We start from the raw sequence: 21,236 nt of genomic DNA on the forward strand, positions 1-21,236 counted from the left end.
GCACCACAATGAAGAAGAACACTTCTCGCGTGCAGCCGGTCGATGCGCTTGTGCGGAACGCCCGACGCCGTCACTTCGGGGTCGCGACGCTCGCAGCGATCTTTTCGCTGTTCGCGCTCTATGTCGCCTGGTATGAGGCACACGGCCCGAAGGTGCAACGCAACGACGAGTTGCCTATTACGCAGGCCCGCGCGGATGACGCCTCGCAGTCGGCCAATGGCGAGGTCGTCCCGGCTGAGGTGGCCGGCGGCAATCTGGTCAAGCGCGGCGAGTACCTCGCGCGCGCCGGCGATTGCGCGGCCTGCCACACGGCGGACAAAGCGCGGCCGTTCGCGGGCGGGCTGCCGATCAACACGCCGTTCGGCACGATCGTGACGCCGAACATCACGCCCGATCCGGACACCGGCATCGGCCAATGGAGCGACGCCGATTTTCTGCGCGCCATGCATGAGGGCATCGGCAGAAGTGGCCAGCGCTTGTATCCGGCCTTCCCGTACGCGGAGTACACCAAGGTCACGGATCAGGACGTGCTGGCCATTCGCGCGTATCTGAATACGCTCACGCCGATCCACTATTCGCCGCCGGGCAACAGCCTGACATTCCCATTCAATCAGCGCTGGTTGATGGTGTTCTGGAATCTGTTCAATTTCACTGAAGGCCGCTTCGTTCCCGATCCGAAGCAAAGCGCGCAATGGAATCGCGGCGCTTACCTGGTGCAAGGACTCGCCCATTGCGAGGAATGCCATACGCCGCGCAACTTCACGCAGGGTTTGAAGTCGAGCTCACGTCTTTCGGGTGCCGTGCAGGCCGGCTGGCACGCGTACAACATCACGTCTGACAAGACGAGCGGCGTGGGCAACTGGAGCGACGACGAGCTGGTGTCGTATCTATCGACCGGCGCGGCGCCGGGCCGTGCCAACGCGGCCGGCCCAATGGCCGAAGTGGTGGCCGACAGCACGCAATATCTGACGCGCGAAGATCTCGGCTCGATCGTCGCGTATCTGCGCGCCGTGCCGCCGATCAACGGTGGCGAATCGCGCCCGCGCGACCAGTGGGGCAATCCCGCCGACGACGTGACGGCACTGCGCGGCACTGCCATTCATGCCGTGAACGGCGCGCAATTGTTCGTCGCGAACTGCGCGAGCTGCCATAGCTGGACGGGTCAGGGTGTGGGCGCGAGCGCGCCCGGGGCGTATCCGTCGCTGATCCATAACTCGGCGGTGGGCGCGAGCGACGCCAACAATCTGGCGCTGGTGATCCTGCGCGGCGTCAGTCGTACGACGAAACAGGCGGACGTGTTGATGCCGGCATTCGGCACCCAGCTCAGCGACGATCAGGTGGCCGCCATTACGAACTACGTGACCAGACAGTTCGGCAATCCGCAGTCGACCGTAACGGCCGATCAGGTCACCCAACTGCGCACTCAGCAATAGTGACCGCGCTAGGTGTGTATTTCCGGTAAGGGCTGCCGGAAATATGCCTGTTTTGCGTCGATTTGCGTCGTTTCAGCTCGCTGCGGCGCCAGGATACGATGGGCAGCGCGCATACACGTCGCGGATGCCGCATTATCATGGACCCATGGCTTCCGTACTCGTCAATTCCGTTGAACATCACCCGGCCAACCGGAGCGGTCGCGACTTCGTGGTCGGCGACCTGCATGGCTGCGTCGATGCATTGCGCTATCTGCTGCGCGTGATTACGTTCGACCCGGCGCGCGACCGGCTCTTTTCGGTCGGCGATCTGGTGGATCGCGGCGAGCATTCTGAACTCGCTTTGGCTCTGCTCGACAAGCCGTGGTTTTTCGCCGTGCTCGGCAACCATGAAGACATGCTGTGCGCCGTCGCCGATGGACGCTTGCGGCGTCAGTCGTGGTATGGAATCGGCGGCCTATGGGCGGCGCAACTATCCGACGAACGCCTGCAACACTACGCCGAAATCCTGCGCGGGTTGCCGCTTGCGCGCGTGATCGGCAGCGGCAAGGAGCGCTTCAACGTGCTGCATGGGGAATTCTTCGGTACGGATGCCGAGCTCGATGCGGGGAATTTCTCCGCCGAAACCCGCCAGCAATTGCTGTGGGGACGCGAGCTGGCGTTGGGCAATGGCGATCCGCAGCGGCAGCGCGGTCTCTCGCTGACCTACTGCGGCCACACGCCGATGCGTGACATCAAGCAGGTCGGCTCGCAGGTGTTTATCGACACTGGCGCGTTCGGCCCGGAAGGCAAGCTCACGATCGTGGAGCCGCTGGCGCTGCGGCGCTGGTCGATCTCGGTCGAAGAGGCGCGCGCGGAAGGGGCGGCAGCGCTGGCGCTACCTTGACTCTGCCTTGACGGCTTGGGCCCGCGCGCGGGTTTGTCAACCTAGCCCACCTGGTTGAGTTCGAAAACCATATCCACCTCGTTGCCGTTCCAGTTGTATTCCAGATACGCCGCGTGATGACAGTCGCGCAGGAGCGTGGTTTTGAACGCGGCGAGGCATTCGCCTTTGTCGTCCCGCACCGACGGATACACGATACCCGGCGCACCCGCCTCGCGGACCGCCCGGCCGAGGGATTGTCCGGCCAGATAATCATCCGGCGACAGCACCGCGAGATCCACCGACTTGTCGGCGCGAATGTCCACCACGTTGCCTAGCGCGACGACGGTATAGAGGCGCATCTGCTGGCGCATGGGCGGTTCGGCCGTTGCTTCCAGAAATTTCCCCGTGTGATAGCGCGTTTCCGCGATCGCGGTGGCGCGTGAACGGGCGCAATAAAACACGCCATAGGTGCCGTCAGAGAAGCGGCTGCCGAGCGGGTTCAAATGGGTCAGCGCGGCCATGATCGGCCCGTAGCCCGGTCCGAAGCGACGCTCTTCGCGCGGCACCAGATCGAGTTCGCCGACTTCGGTGCGCAGACGGTCGTTGGTCATGGCTTCGAGCGCGTAGAGCGCGTCGAAGTCTTCCGGCGAGGCAACCCGGTCGAACAGATTGACGGCCGGAAAGCGCGTCGGAATCACGCGATACGCGGGCGACCAATCGAGTGGCGTGGTACGCCAGCGGTCCTGCCAATGCGGTTGTGTCACGCCCAGCCGCCTCGCATTGCGTCGAGATACTGGCGCACGGCCACGAGGTCGCTAATGTTGCCCGCCAGCATGCGGTCCAGCGCACGGCGGCCGCCGAACGGTGGCGCGCTGTTGGGACGTTTGATCCAGGTGTCGGCGATGCTGGCTTGCGGCAGCAGGATTTGCAGCGCCTTATAGATACCGAGCAGCAGCGACAGGCGTTCGAGCGTGTCGCGCCCGAGGCGGGCCGTTTCAGGCGCCGCCTTCCATTTGAAATAAGTCGAGCGGCCCGGCGAGCCTAGCAGCACGATCTGCTCTTCCGCGCTCAAGTCCCAGTCGCGGGCGATGTTGAAGAACGCGCGCAGCCCTGCCGCGGACATTTCCGTTAGCGTGGGTGCTGAAGGCGGCCGGCGAATCGGCTCTTCAGGTTGGGTGGCACGAGCAGCGTGAGCCATGAGTGGAAAAGTCCTAATGTGTACTTGAAATTAATCTTAGTCTAAATGTGGATTTTTGCAAGAGAATATAATCCAGGCTCGTTATAAAGTCGAAGATCAGGAGAGGCAGGAGATGGGCGTTCGAGCAGTAGCAGTGGGAGCGGCGTTCGCCGTGTGGTGTATGTCAGGACCGGTCATGGCCGCGGGTTATACGGAAGTGTGGAACCCGTCCGAACAGAACGGGCATGTCACGAAGCAGGCTGGGACAAAGACGGGGGCAGCCGCCAACGGGCAGTCTGGCGTTGGCTCGAAAGGCGCTTCGAAGTCGGCTTCAAAGTCCGCCGCAAGGTCTGCTCCGAAGCGTGTGGCGGGCACCAAGCATGCCGCGCCGCACGTTGCATCAGCGTCGGGACACGGCGGTAAACCGTCGGCGCATGGCAGCGTTAACAAGGTGGCGGCCAAAGGCACCACGAAGAGCGGAACCCAGGCCGCCGGCGCGAACAAGACCCAATCGAAAGCGGCGGTCGTGACGCAGCGTAAAAAGCCGCATGCGCAAGTCGTTCAGGCGAAGCCGGGACACGGCAAGGTCATGCACGCCAACCTGGTCGCGAGCCGTTCGACGCATCCGCAGAAGGTCAAGGTTGCGGCGAAACCCGGTGCGACCAAACCGGCTGCGTCCCCGGTGAATTCGCCTTCGTCATCCGTCAATACGGCGCCATCCGCAAACATTGGCGCCAATCCGGCGAGCGCAACGAGCAATCCCGCTACCGCCAGCAGCGGCTCGCTGCCGCCGATCATTCACTGATCTCGAAACCGGAGCGCGCGTTCGCGCTTCGGCTGGCTGGTCGGCTTCCGCCTTTATGCCGCGGACGAGGATTTTTCTGGGTTAAAAGAAAGGCGTCGACCTTCATTTGTGGATCAACGTGACGAGGCGCTTCGTCATTGTGTCGCCAACCCATTCGTCACCAACCGCAACGTTTCCAACGACCGCGCGTCCCTGACCCGCGAATGCAGCGTGACGCGCGATTCCGGCAGTTGGGGCAAGCCCAACCGTTGGCCGACGTCGATCAGACCGCGCGGCGCCACGCGGCGCGCCAGCGGCGACACCGCCAGCCCTGCCGCCACAGCCGCGCCGACGGCCGCCACGCCACCGCCGACGAACACCTCCTGCCACCCAATGCCCGCCTGCGTGAGCGAGCGCAGCGCCACGTCGCGCACGTTGCACGGCGGGCTCAACAGCGCCAGCGCCAACGGTTCGCCGACTCGCGGCAGCCACGCCGGCGTGGCGAGCCAGGCGAGCGGTTCGCTGAACAGCACCTGCGCGTCGTCGCGCGGCGGTTCGTCGGCGCCATAGCGGATGATTACCGCGTCGAGGCGGCGTTCGTCGAATTGCGCAAGCAGCGCGGAAGACGTGCCCAAGTGCAATTCGATCACCAAACCCGGATCGTGCGCATTGAGCCTGCCGAGCAGAAGCGGCAAGTCCGGTCCCGCCACGTGCTCGCTGAGCCCCAACGCGAGCCGCCGACGCTCGACCGACAGCGACCCCAGCGCGCGTTCATGCGCGTTGAGCAAGTCGCGTGCGGCGCCGAGGAACGCGTTGCCGTCCGCGGAAAGACGCACGACGCGCGGCGTGCGCTCCAGCAATTGCTTGCCCAGATGCGCCTCCAGCCGTTTGAGCTTCAGGCTGACGGCCGATTGCGTTGTGTCGAGCGCGTCCGCGGCACGCGTGAAGCTGTGCAGATCGGCGACCAGGACGAATGCCCGGACCGCATCGAGATCGAGAACTTTCATTTCAAATGAATATAGATGAAATCATCAATGATGTCTGTTTATTATGACTGAGCGCGCCTAAGCTGTCCTTACCGTATCAACCCAACCAGGGGAAGGAGGTTCATCATGCCGCTCACACGAATCGCTTTACGCGCCGGCAAGCCCGTCGAATACCGGAAGGCGCTGACCGACAGCATCCAACGCGCGCTGGTGGCGACGTTCAACGTGCCGAAGGACGACATCTTCATGCTGATCACCGAGCACGAGGCCGGCAACTTTGTGTACGACAACCAGTATTTGAACGTGGAGCGAAGCGACGATCTCGTGATGATTCAGATCACGCTGAACAACACACGTACGCTCGAGCAGAAGCGGGCGCTATACAAGCGGATGGCGGACGAATTGGCGGAATCGCCGGGGCTGCGACGAGAGGATGTGTTGATCAATCTCGTCGAGGTGCTGAAGGAAAACTGGTCGTTCGGCAATGGGATTGCGCAGTACGCGCTGTGAGCGCCACGCCGGCCCGTTAGCGCGAGCTTCGGAGACGAAATCGGGCGGCCATGCCGCCCGTCGGTCGTCAGATGCGCGGCAAGCTCAGGCGATCGTATCGACCACGCCGCCGTCGACGCGCAGCGCCGCGCCGGTGGTCGCCGACGCCTGCGGCGAGCACACGTAGACGACCATGTTCGCCACTTCCTCGGTGGTGGCGGCGCGCTGGATGATCGAACTGCTGCGATGCGCGCGCACGAACTCCGTGGCAACCTGTTCGACCGTTTTGCCTTGTTCTTTGGCCGTCTCTTCCACCATTGCCCGCAAGCCGTCGGACAGGGTCGGTCCGGGCAGCACGGCATTCACGGTGACGCCGCTGCCGGCCGCCTGCTTGGCGATGCCGCGCGCAATGCTCAACTGCGCGGTCTTCGAAAAGCCGTAAGCGAGCATGTCCGGCGGAATATTCAGTCCCGACTCGGACGAGATGAACACCACGCGGCCCCATTTGCGCTCCATCATCCCTTTGAGATAGTGGCGCGTGAGTCGCACGCCAGACATCACGTTGATCTGGAAGTAGCGCTCCCAGTCGTCGTCTTCGGTGGAGAAGATGTCGCCGGGGCCAAAGACGCCGAGGTTGTTCACCAGAATGTCCGCCTGCGGCACGGCCTGGATCAAGGCGTCGCAGCCCTGCGCCGTGCCGAGGTCGCCCGCAAAGCCTTGCAATTTCGCTTGCGGCGCCGTCTTGCGGATCGTTTCGATTGCGCGGTCCACCGCGTCCTGCTTGCGTCCGTTGATGATGGTCTGCGCACCCGATGCGGCAATGCCGGTGGCGATCGCAATGCCGATGCCCGCCGTGGATGCACTGACGATCGCAGTCTTGCCGGATAGATCGATGTTCACTGTCTTGCTCCTCGTTGATGTTACGGCGAAGCGGCCGAGGCTGGCCGCGCCGGAAAATACAAAGGGCCTGGTGTTCGAAGCGTCGAGCGGAAAGTATCCCATCTATCCGCGCGCAAGTCCGGCTCGGTGCCAGGACGGTGGCGCGGGTTGGCGTCGCTATAATGATCCGTCGTTCTTTTTGCGGTTAGTGACCGCTTCCCCGCCATGTCATTCGAACGCACCGATCTTTCCCGCGAAACCCTCGAACTCGGCGGCTCCGTGTGGTTTCAGGCAGGCGCGCAGACGCTGGGCGGCGCGTCGCGGATTGCGCTGCTCGCGGCGATCGGCGAGACCGGTTCCATCACCAGCGCGGCCAAAGCCGTCGGCATGAGCTACAAGGGCGCGTGGGATGCTATCGACACCATGAACAACCTCGCCGGCGAGCCGCTCGTGGTGCGCCTGACCGGCGGCAAAGGCGGTGGCGGCACCACGCTGACGCCGCGCGCCGTGAAGCTGATCGAGACGTTTCGCGCGGTGGAGCGCGAGCATCGGCGCTTTCTCGAACGCGCGGGCGCGGCGATCGAAGGATTTGCGACGGACTGGGATCTGATCGGCCGCATTGGCGTGAAGACGAGCGCGCGCAATCAGCTGTATGGCACGGTGACGGCGATCATGCGCGGCACTGTCAACGACGAAGTCACGCTGGCGCTGCCCGGCGGCCAGGCGATCGTCTCCGTCATCACGCATGAAAGCACCGAGACACTCGGCCTCGTCGAGGGCGCAGCGGCGTTCGCGTTGATCAAGGCGTCGTGGGTCGTGCTGCTCGTCGGCGACGAAAGCGGCGCGCCGCTCAAACTCTCGGCGCGCAATCAGTTAAGCGGCACCGTGCAGAGCGTGAAGCGCGGCGCGGTCAATGCCGAGGTGTCGCTGGTGCTGGACGGCGGCACGGTGATGACGGCGGTCGTCACCAATGAAAGTGTCGATACGCTCGGCCTCGTGGAAGGCGGGCGCGCTGTCGCGGCGTTCAAGGCGTCGAGTGTGATACTCGGCGTGAAAGACTGAGCGGGCGAAACGCTCGCGCCCGCTTTGAAAGTTCGAGCGCGGCAAGCGCTCGCCTCGGCGTGAAGGGAATGAGCGTGCGAAGCCTTGCTGTTCAGGCTCGAGGCTCGCTGCGCGCGTAGCCGGCGAACGAATGATTCTCGCGCACGCGGCCGTCGCTGACCTGCACGACCTGATCGCCGAAGGCGGCGACATCGTCGGGGTCGTGGGTGATCAACACCATCGGAATATCGAGCCGCGTTTGCAGTTCGGACAGTTCGCGGCGCATGCGCTGACGCAACGCGCTGTCGAGCGCGGAAAACGGCTCGTCCAGCAACAGCAGCTGAGGTTGCGCGACGAGCGCTCGCGCCAGCGCCACACGCTGTTTTTGTCCACCGGACAGCTGCGCCGGATGATTACCCGCGACGCTCTTCAACTCCAGCGCATCGAGCCAGTAATCGATCTGCGGATGTGCGATTCGCGCACGCGGATTGAGCCAGCCGTGCTGCAAGCCGAAGCCGATGTTCTGCCGCACGTTCAGATGCGGAAATAGCGCGTAGTCCTGAAACAGATACGCGATCTTGCGCGCTTGCGGTTTCAGATCGATGCCGCGCGCGCGGTCGAACAGCGCGTTGCCACGCAGCGTGATCGTGCCTTCGTCGGGGCGCAGCAGACCTGCGATAGCCTGCAACGTCAGACTCTTGCCCGCGCCCGACGGGCCGAACAGCACGACGCGTTGCGAGGCGGCCTGAAAGGCGACGTCGAGCGTGAAGCGGCGCTCGGCGCTCTGGAAGGTCTTGCGGATGTCGACGGCGAGCAGCATATCAACCGGACTTCAAAAGCGTGTGCTGCGGCACGAGTCGCCCCGCGAGCAACAGGATCACGACGCACGTCACCGAAGTTACGAGCACGAGAAAGTTCGCTGTGCTGTCGTCGCCGGCCTGCACGGCTGAATAGACCGCCACCGAGAGCGTCTGCGTGCGTCCCGGCAGGTTGCCGGCGATCATCAGCGTCGCGCCGAATTCGCCGAGCGCCCGGGCGAACGCCAGCAGGCCGCCGGCCAGAATGCCACGCGCGGCGAGCGGCAGCGTCACGCGGAAGAACACGGCCGTTTCGCTGACGCCCAGCGTGCGCGCGGCCCGTTCGAGTTGCGGATCGACGGCTTCGAACGCGGCGCGCGCGGACTTCAGCACGAGTGGAAAGGCCACCACCGTCGACGCGATCACCGCGCCCTGCCAGGTGAACACCAACTGAATGTCGAAACGGTCGAGCCAGCCGCCGATCACCCCGCGCCGTCCGAGCAGGACGAGCAGGTAATAGCCGAGCACGGTGGGCGGCATGACGAGCGGCAGCATCAGCAGCGAATCGATCACGTCGCGCGCGCCGGAGCGCCAGCGCGACAGACCGAAGGCCGCCGCGACGCCGAATACCAGATTGAGCGCGGTGGCCCAGCCCGCGACTTTCAACGAGAGCAGGAGCGGAATCCAGGCCTGTTGCATGAGCGTGCGCCGTCCTCTGAAGTTAGTGCGCGGGCTTGAAGCCGTACTTGGCGAGCACGGCCTGGCCGGCCGGCGACAGCACGAAGTTCATGAACGCCTGGGCGTCCGCCGCGTGACGGCTGCCTTCCACTTGCGCGATCGGATAGGTGATCGGCGTTTGCGTCGGCACGTTCATCGCGACCTTGACCTTGTCCGGCATGACGGCGGCGTCGGTGCTGAACACGAAACCGGCGTCGACTTCGCCACGCGACACATAGTCGAGGCTTTGACGGACGTTCGCCGCCAGCACGGCCTTCGCGCTCACGGCGTCCCATACGCCCGCGGACTGCATCGCGCCCTGCGTGTAACGGCCAACCGGCACGGAAGCCGGATCGCCGTACGCGACCCGCTTCACGTTTGCCGATGCCAGATCGTTCAGACTTGTCGGCGCGAAACGGCTGTCCGTGGGTACGATCAGCACCAGCGAATTGGCGGCGAAATCCTTGCGGGTGGCCGGCACGATCACTTTTTCGGCGGCTGCCTTGTCCATGGCCTTCTGATCCGCGGACGCGAACACGTCGGCGGGCGCGCCCTTGACGATCTGCTGCATGAGCACGTCGGAGGCGCCGAAGTTCAGCAACACTTTGGTGCCCGGATGCTGCTGCTCGAAGACTTCGCTGACCGCCTTGAACGCGTTGGTCAGGCTGGCGGCGGCGGAGACCACCAGTTCGTCGGCGCGCGCATTGGCGCTGAGAACGACGGAGATGGCGCTGGCGACGAACAGCGCTTGCTTCAAATGGCGGCGGAATGTCATGAAGGCTTTGAAGACCGGCAGGAGCCGGATCGGCGGGTTAAAACGCTATCGTAATATACGAAAGGTTATAGCGGTGAGCCATGACAATCATTCAGCCGCGCGCATGAAACGGCTTGTTGAACAGCGGGGAAAAGGTACAGGCGCGGATTCAGGCGTCGGACGAATGCGGCGGCGCCAGCGTGTTGAGTGTCTGCGACAGCGGCGCGGTGGCCGGACGGACATCGCGCACGGCTCTCCACTTTGCGCGGATGAACGGCCGGTCATGACCGGACACTTTCAGCGCGATGTGCGTGACCCAGCGCTGCGTCGGCACATGGACGCCGTGCATCAGCACCGCGAGGACCATCATGCTGAGGGCGACGGGCAGCGCCGACAGCCGGCCCGGCTCCGCGTGCCAGGCGAGACGAACGAACACCAGCGCCGCCACGGCGCCGGTCAGACAGCCGGTAATGGCTTCAGAAGGTGAGTGAGCGCTCAGCACGACACGCGACAAGCCCACCGCGATCCCCGCCGCAAGGCCGAGCAGGACACCGATCAGACGAATCGCCGGGCGCGCCGGCAACAGCATCAGGAACAGCACGACCGGATAGACGGCGGTGGACAGCATGGCGTGGCCGCTGACCCCGGTGAAGTCCAGCCCGCGCACGCCGACGCCCCAGCCGAGAAACGCGAGCTTTGTCACGGTCACCACGCCGATCGCCGCACCCAGAAGCAGCAGCCAGCCCGCAGCCATGCGCCACGTATAGCCGACCGCCAGCCACAGAGCGATGGCGAGCGCGAGCGGCAGCGTCATGCCGGCGCCGCCGAGGCTGGTGATCGAATACCAAAGGTGGGCAGGTAAATCGAGCATGGCAAATAGCGCGACCGAGGCCGCGTAGAATCAGGTTGGTAATGAGAATTTAACGCGCGAGCGGCACAAGTCGCCGACCGGAGCGGACCCGCAGGTCACAGAGCTAGCCGCCAGTATAGACGGGTGTTGCAGGCCGGTCGCGCCGCGGGCGAGGCTTTTTGCCGCCGGACGTGGGTTGCCGAACAAGCGGCGAGCACTCGGCGGACGACCTGCGCACGAATAGTGCAAGGGTTTGATGCCAGCCTCGCGGCAAGGTTCGCCGAACGGAAATTTGGTTACAGAATGGCGTGCCGAGGTTCCAGCATCGCATGAGGATTGGTGTTATTGTGCAATGCACAACGAATTGCCGTTCTACCGGACGGACCCTGTCCCTTTTTGCGAGGTTATGCGCCAATGGCAAAAAGTTTATCGAAACTGTGGCTGCGCGGTCTTAAGCGGTTGCTCGCGATCCAAACCGAGCAAACTCGCAAAACCCCCAAGCGCACCACGACACGACCGGCCCGGCCCGCCGCTCCCAAGGCGTCCACCAAAGTTCGCCCGCTCAAGCCGGCGGCGGCAGTGCGCGCGCCCGCCAAGCGCGAAGTGCCGCGCGCCACGGCCCGCGAATCGCGCGTGCGCCCACGGGCGTCGGCATGGGCAAGCGGCTCGTGGACGCGCTCGTTCCACTCCGCGCCTGCTGCGCCCGGCCGGCTCGTCAATCATCTTCAGTACGGCTTGTACATCCCGACGGGTCATGCGCTCGAGGCCATGCCGCTGGTGGTGATGCTGCACGGCTGCACACAGTCGATCGATGAATTCGCCGAAGGCACGCGGATGAACGTGCTGGCCGACCGATTCGGCTTTGCCGTGGTCTATCCGGAACAGTCGAAGCACGTGCATTCGCATCGCTGCTGGCATTGGTACGACGCCGGCGATAGCGCCGGCGGCGCTGAAGCGCGCGCAGTCGTTTCGCTGGTGGACGCGCTGGTCGCGCAGCATGGTTTCGATAGCGAGCGCGTGTATGTCGCCGGAATCTCCGCTGGTGCCGGACTGACGGCGCTGCTGGCCGTCAACTATCCGGAGCACTTCGCGGCGGTCGCACTTCATTCTGGCCCCGCTTTTGGCGAGGCGCGTTCCGGCATTGCGGCGATGGACGTGATGCGGCGCGGCGCTCGCCGTGAACCGGCCGAACTGGTCGACGAGACCGCCGACGTCGCCAATTATCCCGGCATGCCGGCCATCATCATCCACGGCGACGCCGACCATGTGGTCTCGCCTGTCAACGCGGACCAGTTGGCGGTGCAGTTTCTCCGTCTGAACCGTGTCGTCGACCAGAACGGCGCGCGCAAATCCGGCGAAGTGCGCGAAGAGCGCAAGGGCGGCGTGGTCATGCGTGACTACCTGCGCGGCGGGCGGCGCGTGGTGCGGCTGTGTCGCGTGCAAGGGCTCGCTCATGCCTGGAGCGGCGGCGACGAGGCGGTGCCGTTTCATTCCGCCAAAGGTCCGGACGCAAGCGCCATGGTGTGGGAATTCTTCAAGCATCAGCGCCGCACGGGCACGGGCCGTATTGCGGAAGCTGCCGCCACAGCGGCCTCCGCAGGCTCCCGGTGACGTAGGAACAACAATTCGAAATGAGTGCTGGCGCGAAACTAGGGTTTTCCCTATAATAGGGGTTATCCCTTAGGCGTTAACGCCTAAATTCATTTTCGAGGTTGACCATGTATCTGCTTAGCCGCCTTTTCCTGTTTCTGACCAAGTCGCCCGATCAACTCGCCAAAGAACGCGCTGACGCGTTCCTCGCTGAAGCAACGGATCTGTACGATCTGGAATTCCGCATGCGCAAGCTGGACCGCGAGGCGAATGTCCGCCAGCCGTCGTGGATGAGCCAGCACTAAGCTGCGCGAATTAAAACATCGGCGCGCATTGAAACGTCGATGTCCTGGGTGAAGCGCCCAAGCTGTCGCAAACTCGCACACGTGCACAGACAGCCGGATTCGATTGCCACCACGCGTGATTCAACACCGCGGCGAACGCCACCCAAACTCTGTAGCGCATCAACAAGTCCGCCCGCCCGGCCGTTCATTTCAGGCAACGCCAGCAGCGACGGCAATCGACTCATCAACGAGTCTTCTTTTTACGTGCTGAACCCACGCAAAGCGACGTGAGCAGGTGCTCACTTGCCAAAACGGGCCAGCGTGCGCGCCCGTGCTTCGGCATGGTCCACGATCGGCGCCGGATAGTCTTTACCCAACACCACACCGCAATCGGCGAGCCGCTCCGCGCCCGCTAGCCAAGGCGCATGAATCCACTTCGACGGCAGCTTTGCCAGTTGAGGCAGATAGCGTTTGATGAAGCGTCCCTCGGCGTCGAATTTCTCAGACTGCGTGACCGGATTGAAAATCCGGAAGTAAGGCTGCGCATCGCATCCCGTCGAGGCCGCCCACTGCCAGCCGCCGTTATTTGCCGAGAAATCGAAGTCGTTGAGCTGTTCGGCGAAGTACCGCTCGCCGAGGCGCCAGTCCACGCCGAGATCCTTCACCAGAAAACTCGCCGTCACCATCCGCAAGCGGTTGTGCATGTAGCCGGTGCGATTCAGTTGCAGCATGGCGGCGTCGACCAGCGGGTAGCCCGTGCGCCCGTCGCACCACGCGGCAAACGCCTCGTCCGCTTCCGGGCCTTGCTCCCAGCGCAGCCGGTCATACTCTTCCTTGAACGACGCACCGCTAGCCAGCCGCGGATGATGCGCCAGAATCATGAAGTAGAAGTCCCGCCAGATCAGTTCCGACAGCCATGTTGCCGAGCCTTGTCCATCGGGTTGCAGCGACATCTCATGGGCGAGGCGCGCGAGCGTGCGGATCGAGACTGTGCCGAAGCGCAGATGCATCGACAGATAGCTCGGGCCCTTGGCTGCGGGGAAGTCGCGCCGGTCGGCGTAGCTGTCGATGCGGGTCATGAAATCGTCGAGCAGGGTTTGCGCGCCGCTCATGCCCGTGGGCAACTTGAGTTCACCGAGATTGCTCGGCGCGAAGCCGAGTTGTTCGAGCGACGGCAACTGGCGGTCCAGCTTCGATGGCGGCGCGGCCAGATGTTTCGCGTACGTTTCCACGGGATACGGCTTCAGATCGAAAGCGTTCAGTTGCTTGAGCCATGCATTCTTGTATGGCGTGAACACCGTGAACGGTTTGCTCTGGCCGGTGAGCACCTCGTCGCGCTCGAAAATCACCTGATCCTTGAACGTCAGCCATTGGCGGCCGGCATCGGTGAGCTGCTCGCGCACCGTCTCGTCACGCTCGATAGCGACCGGCTCGTAGTCGTGATTGGCGAACACGGCGTCTACGCTGAGTTCGTCGGCCAGCTTCGGTACCAGATCGGCCGGATTGCCGTAAAGCACGATCAGACCGCCGCCCTTCACGCGTAACGCCTCGTCCAGTTCGCCCAGCGCCGCGAGAATGAACTCGATGCGGCGGTCCTGCGGCTGCGTGTCCGGATGACGAGCCCGCCACACGTCGACCAATGGTTGCAGAATCGTCGTATCGAACACGAACACGCACCACACGCGCTCGCAATGCTTGAGCGCGTAGTAGAGCGCGGCGTTGTCCGTGTTGCGCAGGTCGCGGCGAAGCCAGACCAGCCCGGTATCGAAGGTGTCGTTCAGTCGTCGGACGCGTGTCATCAGGAAATATGGATTGTTGGACCAGGACGGATGGTGGCGCTATTTCCGACCGCAAGCGTAACAAGCCTGGCAAGCGGTGGCACGGACCCGTTTTGCACATTGCATGCCGCGTCCGCAAATTGGGACAGCGCCGGCCCCTATTGTGCAGGGTGCGGGCGCTGTGTGTGTAGTGGTGGCGCGGTTTTCAGCGTCGCTTCAGCGATTGTTCAACGCTTCTTTGGCGATGCGCCGAAGAGGCAGCTTAGGCGATTTGCAAACGAACCGCGACGTTGTTGCGCGTGGCGTTCGAATACGGGCAGACCTGATGCGCGGCGTCGACCAGTTCCTTGGCCGCGCTTGCGTCGAGACCCGGAAGCGAAACGCGCAGGTCGATGTCGAGCGCGAAGCCGCCCTTGTCGTTCGGGCCGATACCGACTTCCGCCGTGACTTGCGTGTCTGCCGGCAAAGTTTTCTTCTGCTGACCGGCGACGAACTTCATTGCGCTCAGGAAACACGCCGAGTAGCCGGCTGCGAAAAGTTGTTCCGGATTCGTACCCGCCGCGCCCGTGCCGCCCAATTCGCGCGGCGCGGCCAGCTTAACGTCCAACGCATTGTCCGACGACACTGCACGGCCGTCGCGGCCACCGGTGCTCGTTGCGCTTGCTTTGTAGAGGATGTTCATGGTGCTGCTCCTTTGTCCGGGTTATCAGGATTTGCGTGTTTGCCGCTCTTTGCTGGCCTGCCGTTCCGGCAGAGCACTCATCGCTTGGCATGTGACAAAGATAGTGTGCAAATCATTTGTGTGCAAATGATTTTTTGCATGAAGGCGATAGCGCATGATCTGGAGCGGACCGTCTAGTGGTCCATGTAATCGTTGAGGGTGCCGCGCAGGCGCGTCAGGTCGTCCCGCAAGCGCAGCAGGAATTCGGGTGTCTGCTGCGTTGCGCAGAAGATTTCCGCGGGCACTTCGCGCGCCTGGCGCTTGAGTGCCGAACCGGCTTTGGTGAGCCGGACGTAGACGAGACGCTCGTCGTCGGTGCCGCGTACCCGCTCCACCAGCCCTTGCGCCTCGAGGCGCTTGAGCAGCGGCGTGACCGTCGCCGAATCGAGGTTCAGGCGCGCGGCCATGTCTTTGACCGTGACGTCGTCGCTCTCCCACAGTGCCAGCATCGCGAGATATTGCGGGTACGTCAGGCCGAGTTTATCGAGCAGCGGCTTGTACGCCTTGGTCATGGCGAGCGAGGTGGAGTAGAGGGCGAAGCAGAGTTGCTCGTCGAGGGTGAAGGGCAAAGCGGGGCGCTGGGTCATGATGCATCTCGCAAAAAATAGCGTGCAAATCGATTGCGCGCAAACCATTGTGCCGCAAATCGACGCACGTTGACGAGTGCGGTTGGGGATGGCTGAAGCGGGAAAGACAGACGCCGCGATGAAGGCGGCGCAGGGTCCGGCGCTAGAACCGCGCCGTACCTGAACGGAATTCAAGCCGCCGGGGTGGTCGGCAAGTCCGGTGTTTCGGGCGTTTGCACACCGAAACAGCCGCGATAGGTTGCGTAGAACGAGCAGTACAGCATGGTTGTCACGATCATCGTGGCGGGCATCAGAACCGCGAACGCGAAGTCGCCCGCACCCAGCGCCTGCATCAGCGCGGACAAGCCGAGCGACACCGTGATCGCTACTGCGAACCACAGCGCGCCGAACACAATGAACGCGCCGCGGTTGCGCCAGCAACTGACGATGCTGAAGAACATCGCCTTGACGGGCGGCACGTCATGCCATGCCGTGAGAATCGGCGAGAACCAGAAGATCATGGCGACCGGAAGGTAGAGCGCCAAAGCCGTGATTACCGCTAGCGGAATATTGCTGTTGGCAATTGCGTCCTGGTCCATCGTGGCGCCGCCGAGCATCACTTTGAGCAGCATGCCGCCGTCGGCGAGTGCCGAACCGGCCAGCACCAGCGCCATCGCGAGGACATAGAGCACACCGAGCACCAGCAGCCGTTTGGCGACCACCGGGCCGTACGAATGAAAACCGTCGACCAGAATGGTGGGGAAGACCGGCTTGCCCGCGATCGTGTTGCGGCACGCCGCCATGAAACCGACCGCGACGCCCGGAATGAACGCCAAGGGCAACACGCCGCCGATCACTGGAATCTGCGACACGAGCGTCATTACCAGCAGATAGGTGAAGAACAGCGTCAGAAACGCGAGCGGGTTCTTGCGGAACAGCCAGATACCCTGCCGGAACCACACATAGCCGGTTTTCGCGGGGACTTCGATCAGTTGCATGAGGTATGAATGCCTGGAAGTGCAACGCCGGACAGGCGTTCGCGCAGAATGCGCTCGAAATGGCCGGGATCGTGCGGTTTGAGCAACTCGGCCGCGCGCGGCAAATGGAAATCATACAGGCGCGAGACCCAGAAACGATATGCACCCGCGCGCAGCATGTCGCCCCAATGACGGTTTTCTTCTGCGGTGAACGGGCGCACGGTCTGGTAAGCGCGCAGCATGGCTTCAGTGCGCGCGTCGTCGAGCTTGCCGGTGGCGAGGTCGACGCACCAGTCGTTGACCGTCACCGCCACGTCGAACAGCCATTTATCGCAGCCGGCGAAATAGAAGTCGAAGAAACCGCCCAGGCGTACCTCGTGGCCCGTGTCCGGATCGGCGTGGGCGAACATGGCATTGTCGCGGAACAGATCGGCGTGGCATGGGCCTTCGGGTAGCGCGGCGTAATCGGCCGAGGCGAAAAAGGCTTCCTGATGCGCCAGTTCGGACGACAGCAGGTCGCGTTGCTCGCCTTCCAGAAACGGCAGAACGGTCGGCACGGTTTCCTTCCACCACGGCAGGCTGCGCAGATTGGGCTGATAGGCCGGGTAATCGCGTCCTGCCAGATGCATGCGCGCCAGCATTTGCCCGACCTCGATGCAGTGCTCGACGCCCGGCGCCAATTCCGGCGCGCCCTCGAGTTTGGTCACGATCGCAGCGGGCTTGCCTTGCAGCAGGCCGAACAGCGCGCCGTCTTCGCGTGGCATGGGGTCCGGCACCGGCACGCGGTGCGCGGCCAGATGCCGCATGAGGTCGAGATAGAACGGCAGTTGTTCGGCTGTCAGCTTTTCGAAGATCGTGAGGACGTATTCGCCGCGCGTTGTCGTCAGAAAGAAGTTGCTGTTTTCAATACCGGAGGAGATGCCACGAAATTCGACGACGTCGCCGAGATCGTAATGGCGCATCCATTCTGCAAGTTGGGGTTCAGTGACAGCGGTGAAGACAGCCATGCGGGAAACGTCGAGTCAGGTTGGTCGGGCTGGCGCAGTGCGGCCAGTGCGATGTGTGGCAAATGCGGTACGAAACGTGTTCTCTGGGACCGTGAAGCGCTGCGGCATTTTCAATGCCGAACCGCCCAGGTTGGAATCCGGCAAGCAGGCCGAAGGCCAGGACGACACCTTGCGGGCGGCGTGGATCCGGGCGGCGGCCCACTCCGGGGCCGCCGTGCCGGCATGCATCAATAGGTCAGGTTCACCGACGGCAAGCGCGTGCTTGCGCGGCCGTTGTCGCGCACGGTGGGCGACGTGTCGAGCGGCGCGCTCATCTGGTAGCGCGTGCCGAGGTTCGAATGCACGTTGATTTCGACGGGCTTGCCTTTGTCGCGGTATTCGGTGATTTCGGTGCCGTTCGGGCTGCGCTCGTAAAAGCTCGGCGTGCGCGGAACATTGATTTCGACCTTCGAGCTGACCTCGGCGGCCGGACGATTGATCTTCGCCAGGTCCGGCAGACCCGCCCGTTCATTGGCGGACTGGGGCGCGCCGGGGGGCGGAGTGTCATCGACAGGCTGGGCAGCCATCGCGGCGTTGCCAAAGGCGAGGGCCAGTGCAACGGCGACGGGAAGGAGCGGCTTCATGGTGATTCTCCGATAGGGTGCCCCGATTCTAGCAAATCCAGCCTGCCCATCGGGCGCGATCGCCTTATTTTGCGCCGCTTTCGCGCGGCGTGCCCGCAATCTTGCGAGCCGCGTGCGAGCGTGTGTTGCGACGCCGCCAGGTCATTTGGCGATCACGCGTTCCGTGGTAATGTCGCCTCATCAATCGAGGCGAATGAAGATGAACAACGATACCAATCAACGCGCGGTGCAGACTCCCGCCAACAGCTTCCCGACCGAATCCTTCGACGACGCGACCGAGGCCGTTACCCGCCTCTCGGCGATCTACGAAGCGAACACTTCGTTCTTGCGCGACGCCTTCGCGCGCTATCGCCGCAACGAACTGTTCCCGAGCCGCGTGCGCGCCTGCTATCCCTTCGTGCGCGTGTGCACCGAGGTCAACACGCATATCGACTCGCGCCGCTCGTATGGTTTCGTCGCGGGTCCGGGCGTGTTCGAGACGACCGTTACGCGCCCTGACCTGTTTGGCAATTACTATCGCGAGCAATTGCGCCTGCTGGCGAAGAACCATCACGTGAAGATCGAAGTCGGCGTGTCGGATCAGCCGATTCCGATTCATTTCGCGTTCGCCGAGGGCATCCACCTCGAAGGCGATCTGGATCGCGAGCGTCTGTTCCTGATGCGCGATGTGTTCGACACGCCCGACCTCGCGCTGCTCGACGACCGCATCGTCAACGGCACCTATGAGCCGCAGCCGGGCGAGCCGCATCCGCTCGCGCTGTTCACGGCGGCGCGGGTCGATTTCTCGCTGCACCGGCTGAAGCACTACACGGCCACGTCGCCCACGCATTGCCAGAACTACGTGCTGTACACGAACTACCAGTTCTATATCGACGAGTTCGTCAAACTCGGCCGCACGATGATGGCCCATACCGACGACGAAGAACTGCGCGCCTATCGCAGCGAATACACCTCGTTCGTCGAGCCTGGCGACGTGGTCACGTACAACGAGAACCTCGGCGAGCAGGCGCAGGAAGGCACCGCTCCGCCGCGCCTGCCGCAGATGCCGGCGTATCACCTGAAGCGCGCCGACGGCAGCGGCATCACGATGGTCAACATCGGCGTGGGTCCGTCGAATGCGAAGACCATTACGGATCACATCGCCGTGTTGCGTCCGCATGCGTGGATCATGCTCGGCCACTGCGCAGGCCTGCGCAATACGCAGCGCCTAGGCGACTATGTGCTCGCGCACGGCTACGTGCGCGAGGATCACGTGCTCGACGACGACCTGCCGCTGTGGGTGCCGATTCCTGCGCTCGCCGAAGTGCAGGTCGCGCTGGAACGCGCGGTCGCGCAGGTTACGCAACTGGACGGCGTCGAATTGAAGCGTGTGATGCGCACGGGCACGGTGGCAAGTGTGGATAACCGTAACTGGGAATTGCGCGATCACCGCGAGCCGGTGCAGCGGCTGTCGCAAAGCCGCGCGATTGCACTCGACATGGAAAGCGCGACGATCGCCGCCAATGGCTTCCGTTTCCGCGTGCCTTACGGCACCTTGCTCTGCGTGTCCGACAAGCCATTGCATGGCGAGCTCAAGCTGCCGGGCATGGCCGATCAGTTCTATCGCGCGCAGGTCGATCAGCATCTGCAGATCGGCGTGAAGGCGATGGAGCTATTGCGGATGAACGGGCTGCATCGTTTGCATAGCCGCAAGCTGCGCAGCTTCGCGGAAGTGGCGTTCCAGTAAACGCCTTTTCACAAGCGGGCAAGGTGAGCGCAGGTTCGGCTCGCCTTTGTTCGATCAAAGCTGCCCGAAGCCGGTCAGCCCGATCAAACTGCCGGCTGCCAGCAGCCACAGTGGATGAATGCGCGTCTTCATCGCCATCACGGCGGTGAAGGCGGTAATCGCCCATGCAATGGCCGTCGGGTTCGACGCTTCGGCAATCAGCGCCGCGCTCGCGGCGACAATGCCGGCAGTCACCGGCACCAGTCCCAATTGCGCGTAACGACGCCACGGGCGGTCCTTGAATCGCTCCCACGCATGCATGGCGAGGATCGTCACGAGCGACGACGGCCCGAACTTTGCCACCGAGGTCACCAGCATGCCCGCCCAACCAGCCACATGCCAGCCGACCAGCGTAACGATCATCAGATTCGGGCCGGGCGCCGCTTGCGCGAGCGCGAACAGGGCGCTGAATTCGCTGGCCGGCATCCAGTGATGCACATCCACCACTTGCCGCTGCATCTCCGGAAGAATCGTGTTGCCGCCGCCGAACGCCAGTAGCGAAAGCTGGCTGAAAATAACGGCGAGGGAAATGAGCGTGTCGTTCATCGTGCGCTCCGCGAGGCGATGTAAATGCTGAGCGGCGTCAGCACGAGCATGGTGGGCAGAAGCGGTAGACGCATGATGGCAATCGCAATGAAGCCGAGCGCCGCGATAAGCGCGGCCATCGGACTATGCCGTAACGGCAACAGAATTTTCACGGCCATCGAGATCAGCAGGCCGGCAGCCGCTGCGGCAAGACCGGCAAACAGATGGCGAACGTGCGGGTCGTTCTGCGTGTGTTCGTACAGCACGCCAAGGCCGATCACCACCAGCGACGGTCCCGCGATCAGTCCGAGGAGGCCGGCCAGTGCGCCCGGCACGCCGCGAAAGCGCATGCCCATTGCTACCGAAAGATTGATCACGTTGCCGCCCGGTAAAAACTGGCATAGGCCGAGCAGGTCGGTGAATTCGTCGGCGCTCAGCCAGCGGCGTTGTTCGACCAGCGCGCGCCGCGCCAGCGGCAGTGCGCCGCCGAACGAGATCAGCCCGAGGCCGAGAAAGCCGCCGAAGATTTCCCGCACGGTGGGCGTGGGCGCCAGCGCGGGCTCGGACAAGGTGAGATCGTGGTCCATGTCGGTTCGCTTCCAGTTCAAGCTCAGGAGGTTAGCGCCGAACC

The 21,236-nt window shown here is 63.5% G+C and carries 25 protein-coding genes; 8 read left to right on the top strand and 17 right to left on the bottom strand.

What is annotated here, in order from left to right:
- Window positions 1-8 precede the first annotated feature (8 nt).
- Both P0D70_RS06295 and P0D70_RS06300 read left to right on the top strand, forming a co-directional pair.
- Window positions 9-1,433 (top strand): cytochrome c, encoded by a 1,425-nt coding sequence (locus tag P0D70_RS06295; protein WP_408183635.1) that lies wholly within the window; start codon window positions 9-11, stop codon window positions 1,431-1,433.
- Between the two features lie 145 nt (window positions 1,434-1,578).
- Complete coding sequence (locus P0D70_RS06300) at window positions 1,579-2,316, top strand: metallophosphoesterase (protein WP_177205134.1); 738 nt, start codon at window positions 1,579-1,581, stop codon at window positions 2,314-2,316.
- A gap of 41 nt (window positions 2,317-2,357) precedes the next feature.
- Here P0D70_RS06300 and P0D70_RS06305 read toward each other — a convergent pair whose 3' ends face one another.
- Both P0D70_RS06305 and P0D70_RS06310 read right to left on the bottom strand, forming a co-directional pair.
- Entirely contained in the window at window positions 2,358-3,059 is a 702-nt protein-coding gene (locus tag P0D70_RS06305) for an RES family NAD+ phosphorylase (protein WP_408183638.1), read from the bottom strand.
- A complete protein-coding gene (locus P0D70_RS06310) occupies window positions 3,056-3,493 on the bottom strand; it encodes an MbcA/ParS/Xre antitoxin family protein (RefSeq protein ID WP_177205133.1) in 438 nt (145 codons plus the stop codon). Before P0D70_RS06310 ends, P0D70_RS06305 begins: the two co-directional genes overlap by 4 nt.
- A 112-nt stretch (window positions 3,494-3,605) precedes the next feature.
- Here P0D70_RS06310 and P0D70_RS06315 point away from each other — a divergent pair, with 112 nt between their 5' ends.
- A complete protein-coding gene (locus P0D70_RS06315; RefSeq protein ID WP_408183640.1) occupies window positions 3,606-4,277 on the top strand; it encodes a hypothetical protein in 672 nt (223 codons plus the stop codon).
- A gap of 134 nt (window positions 4,278-4,411) precedes the next feature.
- Here the strand turns inward: P0D70_RS06315 and P0D70_RS06320 are convergent, their stop codons facing one another.
- Window positions 4,412-5,263 carry a LysR family transcriptional regulator gene (locus tag P0D70_RS06320; protein WP_408183642.1) on the bottom strand — a complete coding sequence of 284 codons (852 nt, stop codon included), beginning with the start codon at window positions 5,261-5,263 and terminating at the stop codon, window positions 4,412-4,414.
- Window positions 5,264-5,368: 105 nt separating this feature from the next.
- On the opposite strand from P0D70_RS06320, the gene P0D70_RS06325 reads away from it, so the two are divergent.
- A complete protein-coding gene (locus P0D70_RS06325; RefSeq protein ID WP_091804777.1) occupies window positions 5,369-5,752 on the top strand; it encodes a tautomerase family protein in 384 nt (127 codons plus the stop codon).
- An 84-nt stretch (window positions 5,753-5,836) separates the two neighbouring features.
- On the opposite strand, the gene P0D70_RS06330 is transcribed toward P0D70_RS06325, so the two are convergent.
- Window positions 5,837-6,631: an SDR family NAD(P)-dependent oxidoreductase gene (locus P0D70_RS06330; RefSeq protein ID WP_091809000.1), complete on the bottom strand. Its 795-nt coding sequence runs from the start codon at window positions 6,629-6,631 to the stop codon at window positions 5,837-5,839.
- A gap of 204 nt (window positions 6,632-6,835) precedes the next feature.
- On the opposite strand from P0D70_RS06330, the gene P0D70_RS06335 reads away from it, so the two are divergent.
- Complete coding sequence (locus P0D70_RS06335) at window positions 6,836-7,672, top strand: TOBE domain-containing protein (RefSeq protein ID WP_408183645.1); 837 nt, start codon at window positions 6,836-6,838, stop codon at window positions 7,670-7,672.
- 91 nt (window positions 7,673-7,763) lie between these two features.
- On the opposite strand, the gene P0D70_RS06340 is transcribed toward P0D70_RS06335, so the two are convergent.
- The 4 genes from P0D70_RS06340 to P0D70_RS06355 all read right to left on the bottom strand — a co-directional run bounded on the left by P0D70_RS06340 (window position 7,764) and on the right by P0D70_RS06355 (window position 10,790).
- Complete coding sequence (locus P0D70_RS06340) at window positions 7,764-8,471, bottom strand: sulfate/molybdate ABC transporter ATP-binding protein (RefSeq protein ID WP_408183650.1); 708 nt, start codon at window positions 8,469-8,471, stop codon at window positions 7,764-7,766.
- A gap of 1 nt (window position 8,472) precedes the next feature.
- Window positions 8,473-9,147, bottom strand: a complete 675-nt coding sequence (gene modB / locus P0D70_RS06345) for a molybdate ABC transporter permease subunit (RefSeq protein ID WP_012428598.1) — start codon at window positions 9,145-9,147, stop codon at window positions 8,473-8,475.
- A gap of 22 nt (window positions 9,148-9,169) precedes the next feature.
- The gene (gene modA / locus P0D70_RS06350; protein ID WP_091804768.1) at window positions 9,170-9,940 is read right to left on the bottom strand and encodes a molybdate ABC transporter substrate-binding protein; all 771 of its coding nucleotides are present in this window, start codon (window positions 9,938-9,940) and stop codon (window positions 9,170-9,172) included.
- 148 nt (window positions 9,941-10,088) lie between these two features.
- Entirely contained in the window at window positions 10,089-10,790 is a 702-nt protein-coding gene (locus tag P0D70_RS06355) for a phosphatase PAP2 family protein (RefSeq protein ID WP_408183653.1), read from the bottom strand.
- A gap of 393 nt (window positions 10,791-11,183) precedes the next feature.
- On the opposite strand from P0D70_RS06355, the gene P0D70_RS06360 reads away from it, so the two are divergent.
- Together P0D70_RS06360 and P0D70_RS06365 are read left to right on the top strand one after the other, a co-directional pair.
- Window positions 11,184-12,380, top strand: a complete 1,197-nt coding sequence (locus tag P0D70_RS06360) for an extracellular catalytic domain type 1 short-chain-length polyhydroxyalkanoate depolymerase (RefSeq protein WP_408183655.1) — start codon at window positions 11,184-11,186, stop codon at window positions 12,378-12,380.
- A 107-nt stretch (window positions 12,381-12,487) separates the two neighbouring features.
- Window positions 12,488-12,664: a DUF3563 family protein gene (locus P0D70_RS06365; protein WP_074766744.1), complete on the top strand. Its 177-nt coding sequence runs from the start codon at window positions 12,488-12,490 to the stop codon at window positions 12,662-12,664.
- Here the strand turns inward: P0D70_RS06365 and P0D70_RS06370 are convergent.
- The 7 genes from P0D70_RS06370 to P0D70_RS06400 all read right to left on the bottom strand — a co-directional run bounded on the left by P0D70_RS06370 (window position 12,661) and on the right by P0D70_RS06400 (window position 18,315).
- The gene (locus P0D70_RS06370) at window positions 12,661-12,888 is read right to left on the bottom strand and encodes a hypothetical protein (protein WP_408183657.1); all 228 of its coding nucleotides are present in this window, start codon (window positions 12,886-12,888) and stop codon (window positions 12,661-12,663) included. The genes P0D70_RS06365 and P0D70_RS06370 overlap by 4 nt on opposite strands.
- A gap of 54 nt (window positions 12,889-12,942) precedes the next feature.
- Window positions 12,943-14,442, bottom strand: coding sequence for a cryptochrome/photolyase family protein (locus P0D70_RS06375; protein WP_091804757.1), 1,500 nt, complete (start codon window positions 14,440-14,442; stop codon window positions 12,943-12,945).
- Window positions 14,443-14,683: 241 nt separating this feature from the next.
- A complete protein-coding gene (locus tag P0D70_RS06380) occupies window positions 14,684-15,103 on the bottom strand; it encodes an organic hydroperoxide resistance protein (protein ID WP_091804754.1) in 420 nt (139 codons plus the stop codon).
- A gap of 173 nt (window positions 15,104-15,276) precedes the next feature.
- Entirely contained in the window at window positions 15,277-15,729 is a 453-nt protein-coding gene (locus P0D70_RS06385) for a MarR family winged helix-turn-helix transcriptional regulator (RefSeq protein ID WP_091804751.1), read from the bottom strand.
- Between the two features lie 170 nt (window positions 15,730-15,899).
- A complete protein-coding gene (locus P0D70_RS06390) occupies window positions 15,900-16,706 on the bottom strand; it encodes a BPSS1780 family membrane protein (RefSeq protein WP_091804748.1) in 807 nt (268 codons plus the stop codon).
- A complete protein-coding gene (locus P0D70_RS06395) occupies window positions 16,697-17,692 on the bottom strand; it encodes a homoserine kinase (RefSeq protein ID WP_091804746.1) in 996 nt (331 codons plus the stop codon). The genes P0D70_RS06390 and P0D70_RS06395 overlap by 10 nt, the downstream gene beginning before the upstream one ends.
- A 227-nt stretch (window positions 17,693-17,919) precedes the next feature.
- Entirely contained in the window at window positions 17,920-18,315 is a 396-nt protein-coding gene (locus P0D70_RS06400) for a hypothetical protein (RefSeq protein ID WP_408183661.1), read from the bottom strand.
- A gap of 199 nt (window positions 18,316-18,514) precedes the next feature.
- Here P0D70_RS06400 and P0D70_RS06405 point away from each other — a divergent pair, with 199 nt between their 5' ends.
- Window positions 18,515-20,041 carry an AMP nucleosidase gene (locus tag P0D70_RS06405; RefSeq protein ID WP_091808998.1) on the top strand — a complete coding sequence of 509 codons (1,527 nt, stop codon included), beginning with the start codon at window positions 18,515-18,517 and terminating at the stop codon, window positions 20,039-20,041.
- A gap of 54 nt (window positions 20,042-20,095) precedes the next feature.
- On the opposite strand, the gene P0D70_RS06410 is transcribed toward P0D70_RS06405, so the two are convergent.
- Both P0D70_RS06410 and P0D70_RS06415 read right to left on the bottom strand, forming a co-directional pair.
- Window positions 20,096-20,626 carry a chromate transporter gene (locus tag P0D70_RS06410; protein ID WP_091804741.1) on the bottom strand — a complete coding sequence of 177 codons (531 nt, stop codon included), beginning with the start codon at window positions 20,624-20,626 and terminating at the stop codon, window positions 20,096-20,098.
- Window positions 20,623-21,192 (bottom strand): chromate transporter, encoded by a 570-nt coding sequence (locus P0D70_RS06415; RefSeq protein WP_408183664.1) that lies wholly within the window; start codon window positions 21,190-21,192, stop codon window positions 20,623-20,625. The genes P0D70_RS06410 and P0D70_RS06415 overlap by 4 nt, the downstream gene beginning before the upstream one ends.
- Window positions 21,193-21,236 lie beyond the last annotated feature (44 nt).

The organism is Paraburkholderia sp. RL17-381-BIF-C (genome assembly GCF_046026435.1).
Classification (GTDB): domain Bacteria; phylum Pseudomonadota; class Gammaproteobacteria; order Burkholderiales; family Burkholderiaceae; genus Paraburkholderia.

Excerpts from the sequence above, each read along its gene's own strand:
- P0D70_RS06365 (WP_074766744.1), top strand. The coding sequence starts at position 12,488 with ATGTATCTGCTTAGCCGCCTTTTCCTGTTTCTGACCAAGTCGCCCGAT.
- modB (WP_012428598.1), bottom strand. The coding sequence starts at position 9,147 with ATGCAACAGGCCTGGATTCCGCTCCTGCTCTCGTTGAAAGTCGCGGGC.
- P0D70_RS06320 (WP_408183642.1), bottom strand. The coding sequence starts at position 5,263 with ATGAAAGTTCTCGATCTCGATGCGGTCCGGGCATTCGTCCTGGTCGCC.
- P0D70_RS06315 (WP_408183640.1), top strand. The coding sequence starts at position 3,606 with ATGGGCGTTCGAGCAGTAGCAGTGGGAGCGGCGTTCGCCGTGTGGTGT.
- P0D70_RS06390 (WP_091804748.1), bottom strand. The coding sequence starts at position 16,706 with ATGCAACTGATCGAAGTCCCCGCGAAAACCGGCTATGTGTGGTTCCGG.
- P0D70_RS06410 (WP_091804741.1), bottom strand. The coding sequence starts at position 20,626 with ATGAACGACACGCTCATTTCCCTCGCCGTTATTTTCAGCCAGCTTTCG.
- P0D70_RS06405 (WP_091808998.1), top strand. The coding sequence starts at position 18,515 with ATGAACAACGATACCAATCAACGCGCGGTGCAGACTCCCGCCAACAGC.
- P0D70_RS06380 (WP_091804754.1), bottom strand. The coding sequence starts at position 15,103 with ATGAACATCCTCTACAAAGCAAGCGCAACGAGCACCGGTGGCCGCGAC.
- P0D70_RS06400 (WP_408183661.1), bottom strand. The coding sequence starts at position 18,315 with ATGAAGCCGCTCCTTCCCGTCGCCGTTGCACTGGCCCTCGCCTTTGGC.
- P0D70_RS06375 (WP_091804757.1), bottom strand. The coding sequence starts at position 14,442 with ATGACACGCGTCCGACGACTGAACGACACCTTCGATACCGGGCTGGTC.
- P0D70_RS06340 (WP_408183650.1), bottom strand. The coding sequence starts at position 8,471 with ATGCTGCTCGCCGTCGACATCCGCAAGACCTTCCAGAGCGCCGAGCGC.
- P0D70_RS06310 (WP_177205133.1), bottom strand. The coding sequence starts at position 3,493 with ATGGCTCACGCTGCTCGTGCCACCCAACCTGAAGAGCCGATTCGCCGG.
- P0D70_RS06370 (WP_408183657.1), bottom strand. The coding sequence starts at position 12,888 with ATGAGTCGATTGCCGTCGCTGCTGGCGTTGCCTGAAATGAACGGCCGG.
- P0D70_RS06355 (WP_408183653.1), bottom strand. The coding sequence starts at position 10,790 with ATGCTCGATTTACCTGCCCACCTTTGGTATTCGATCACCAGCCTCGGC.
- P0D70_RS06395 (WP_091804746.1), bottom strand. The coding sequence starts at position 17,692 with ATGGCTGTCTTCACCGCTGTCACTGAACCCCAACTTGCAGAATGGATG.
- P0D70_RS06295 (WP_408183635.1), top strand. The coding sequence starts at position 9 with ATGAAGAAGAACACTTCTCGCGTGCAGCCGGTCGATGCGCTTGTGCGG.
- P0D70_RS06360 (WP_408183655.1), top strand. The coding sequence starts at position 11,184 with ATGGCAAAAAGTTTATCGAAACTGTGGCTGCGCGGTCTTAAGCGGTTG.
- P0D70_RS06325 (WP_091804777.1), top strand. The coding sequence starts at position 5,369 with ATGCCGCTCACACGAATCGCTTTACGCGCCGGCAAGCCCGTCGAATAC.
- P0D70_RS06415 (WP_408183664.1), bottom strand. The coding sequence starts at position 21,192 with ATGGACCACGATCTCACCTTGTCCGAGCCCGCGCTGGCGCCCACGCCC.
- P0D70_RS06335 (WP_408183645.1), top strand. The coding sequence starts at position 6,836 with ATGTCATTCGAACGCACCGATCTTTCCCGCGAAACCCTCGAACTCGGC.
- P0D70_RS06385 (WP_091804751.1), bottom strand. The coding sequence starts at position 15,729 with ATGACCCAGCGCCCCGCTTTGCCCTTCACCCTCGACGAGCAACTCTGC.
- modA (WP_091804768.1), bottom strand. The coding sequence starts at position 9,940 with ATGACATTCCGCCGCCATTTGAAGCAAGCGCTGTTCGTCGCCAGCGCC.
- P0D70_RS06300 (WP_177205134.1), top strand. The coding sequence starts at position 1,579 with ATGGCTTCCGTACTCGTCAATTCCGTTGAACATCACCCGGCCAACCGG.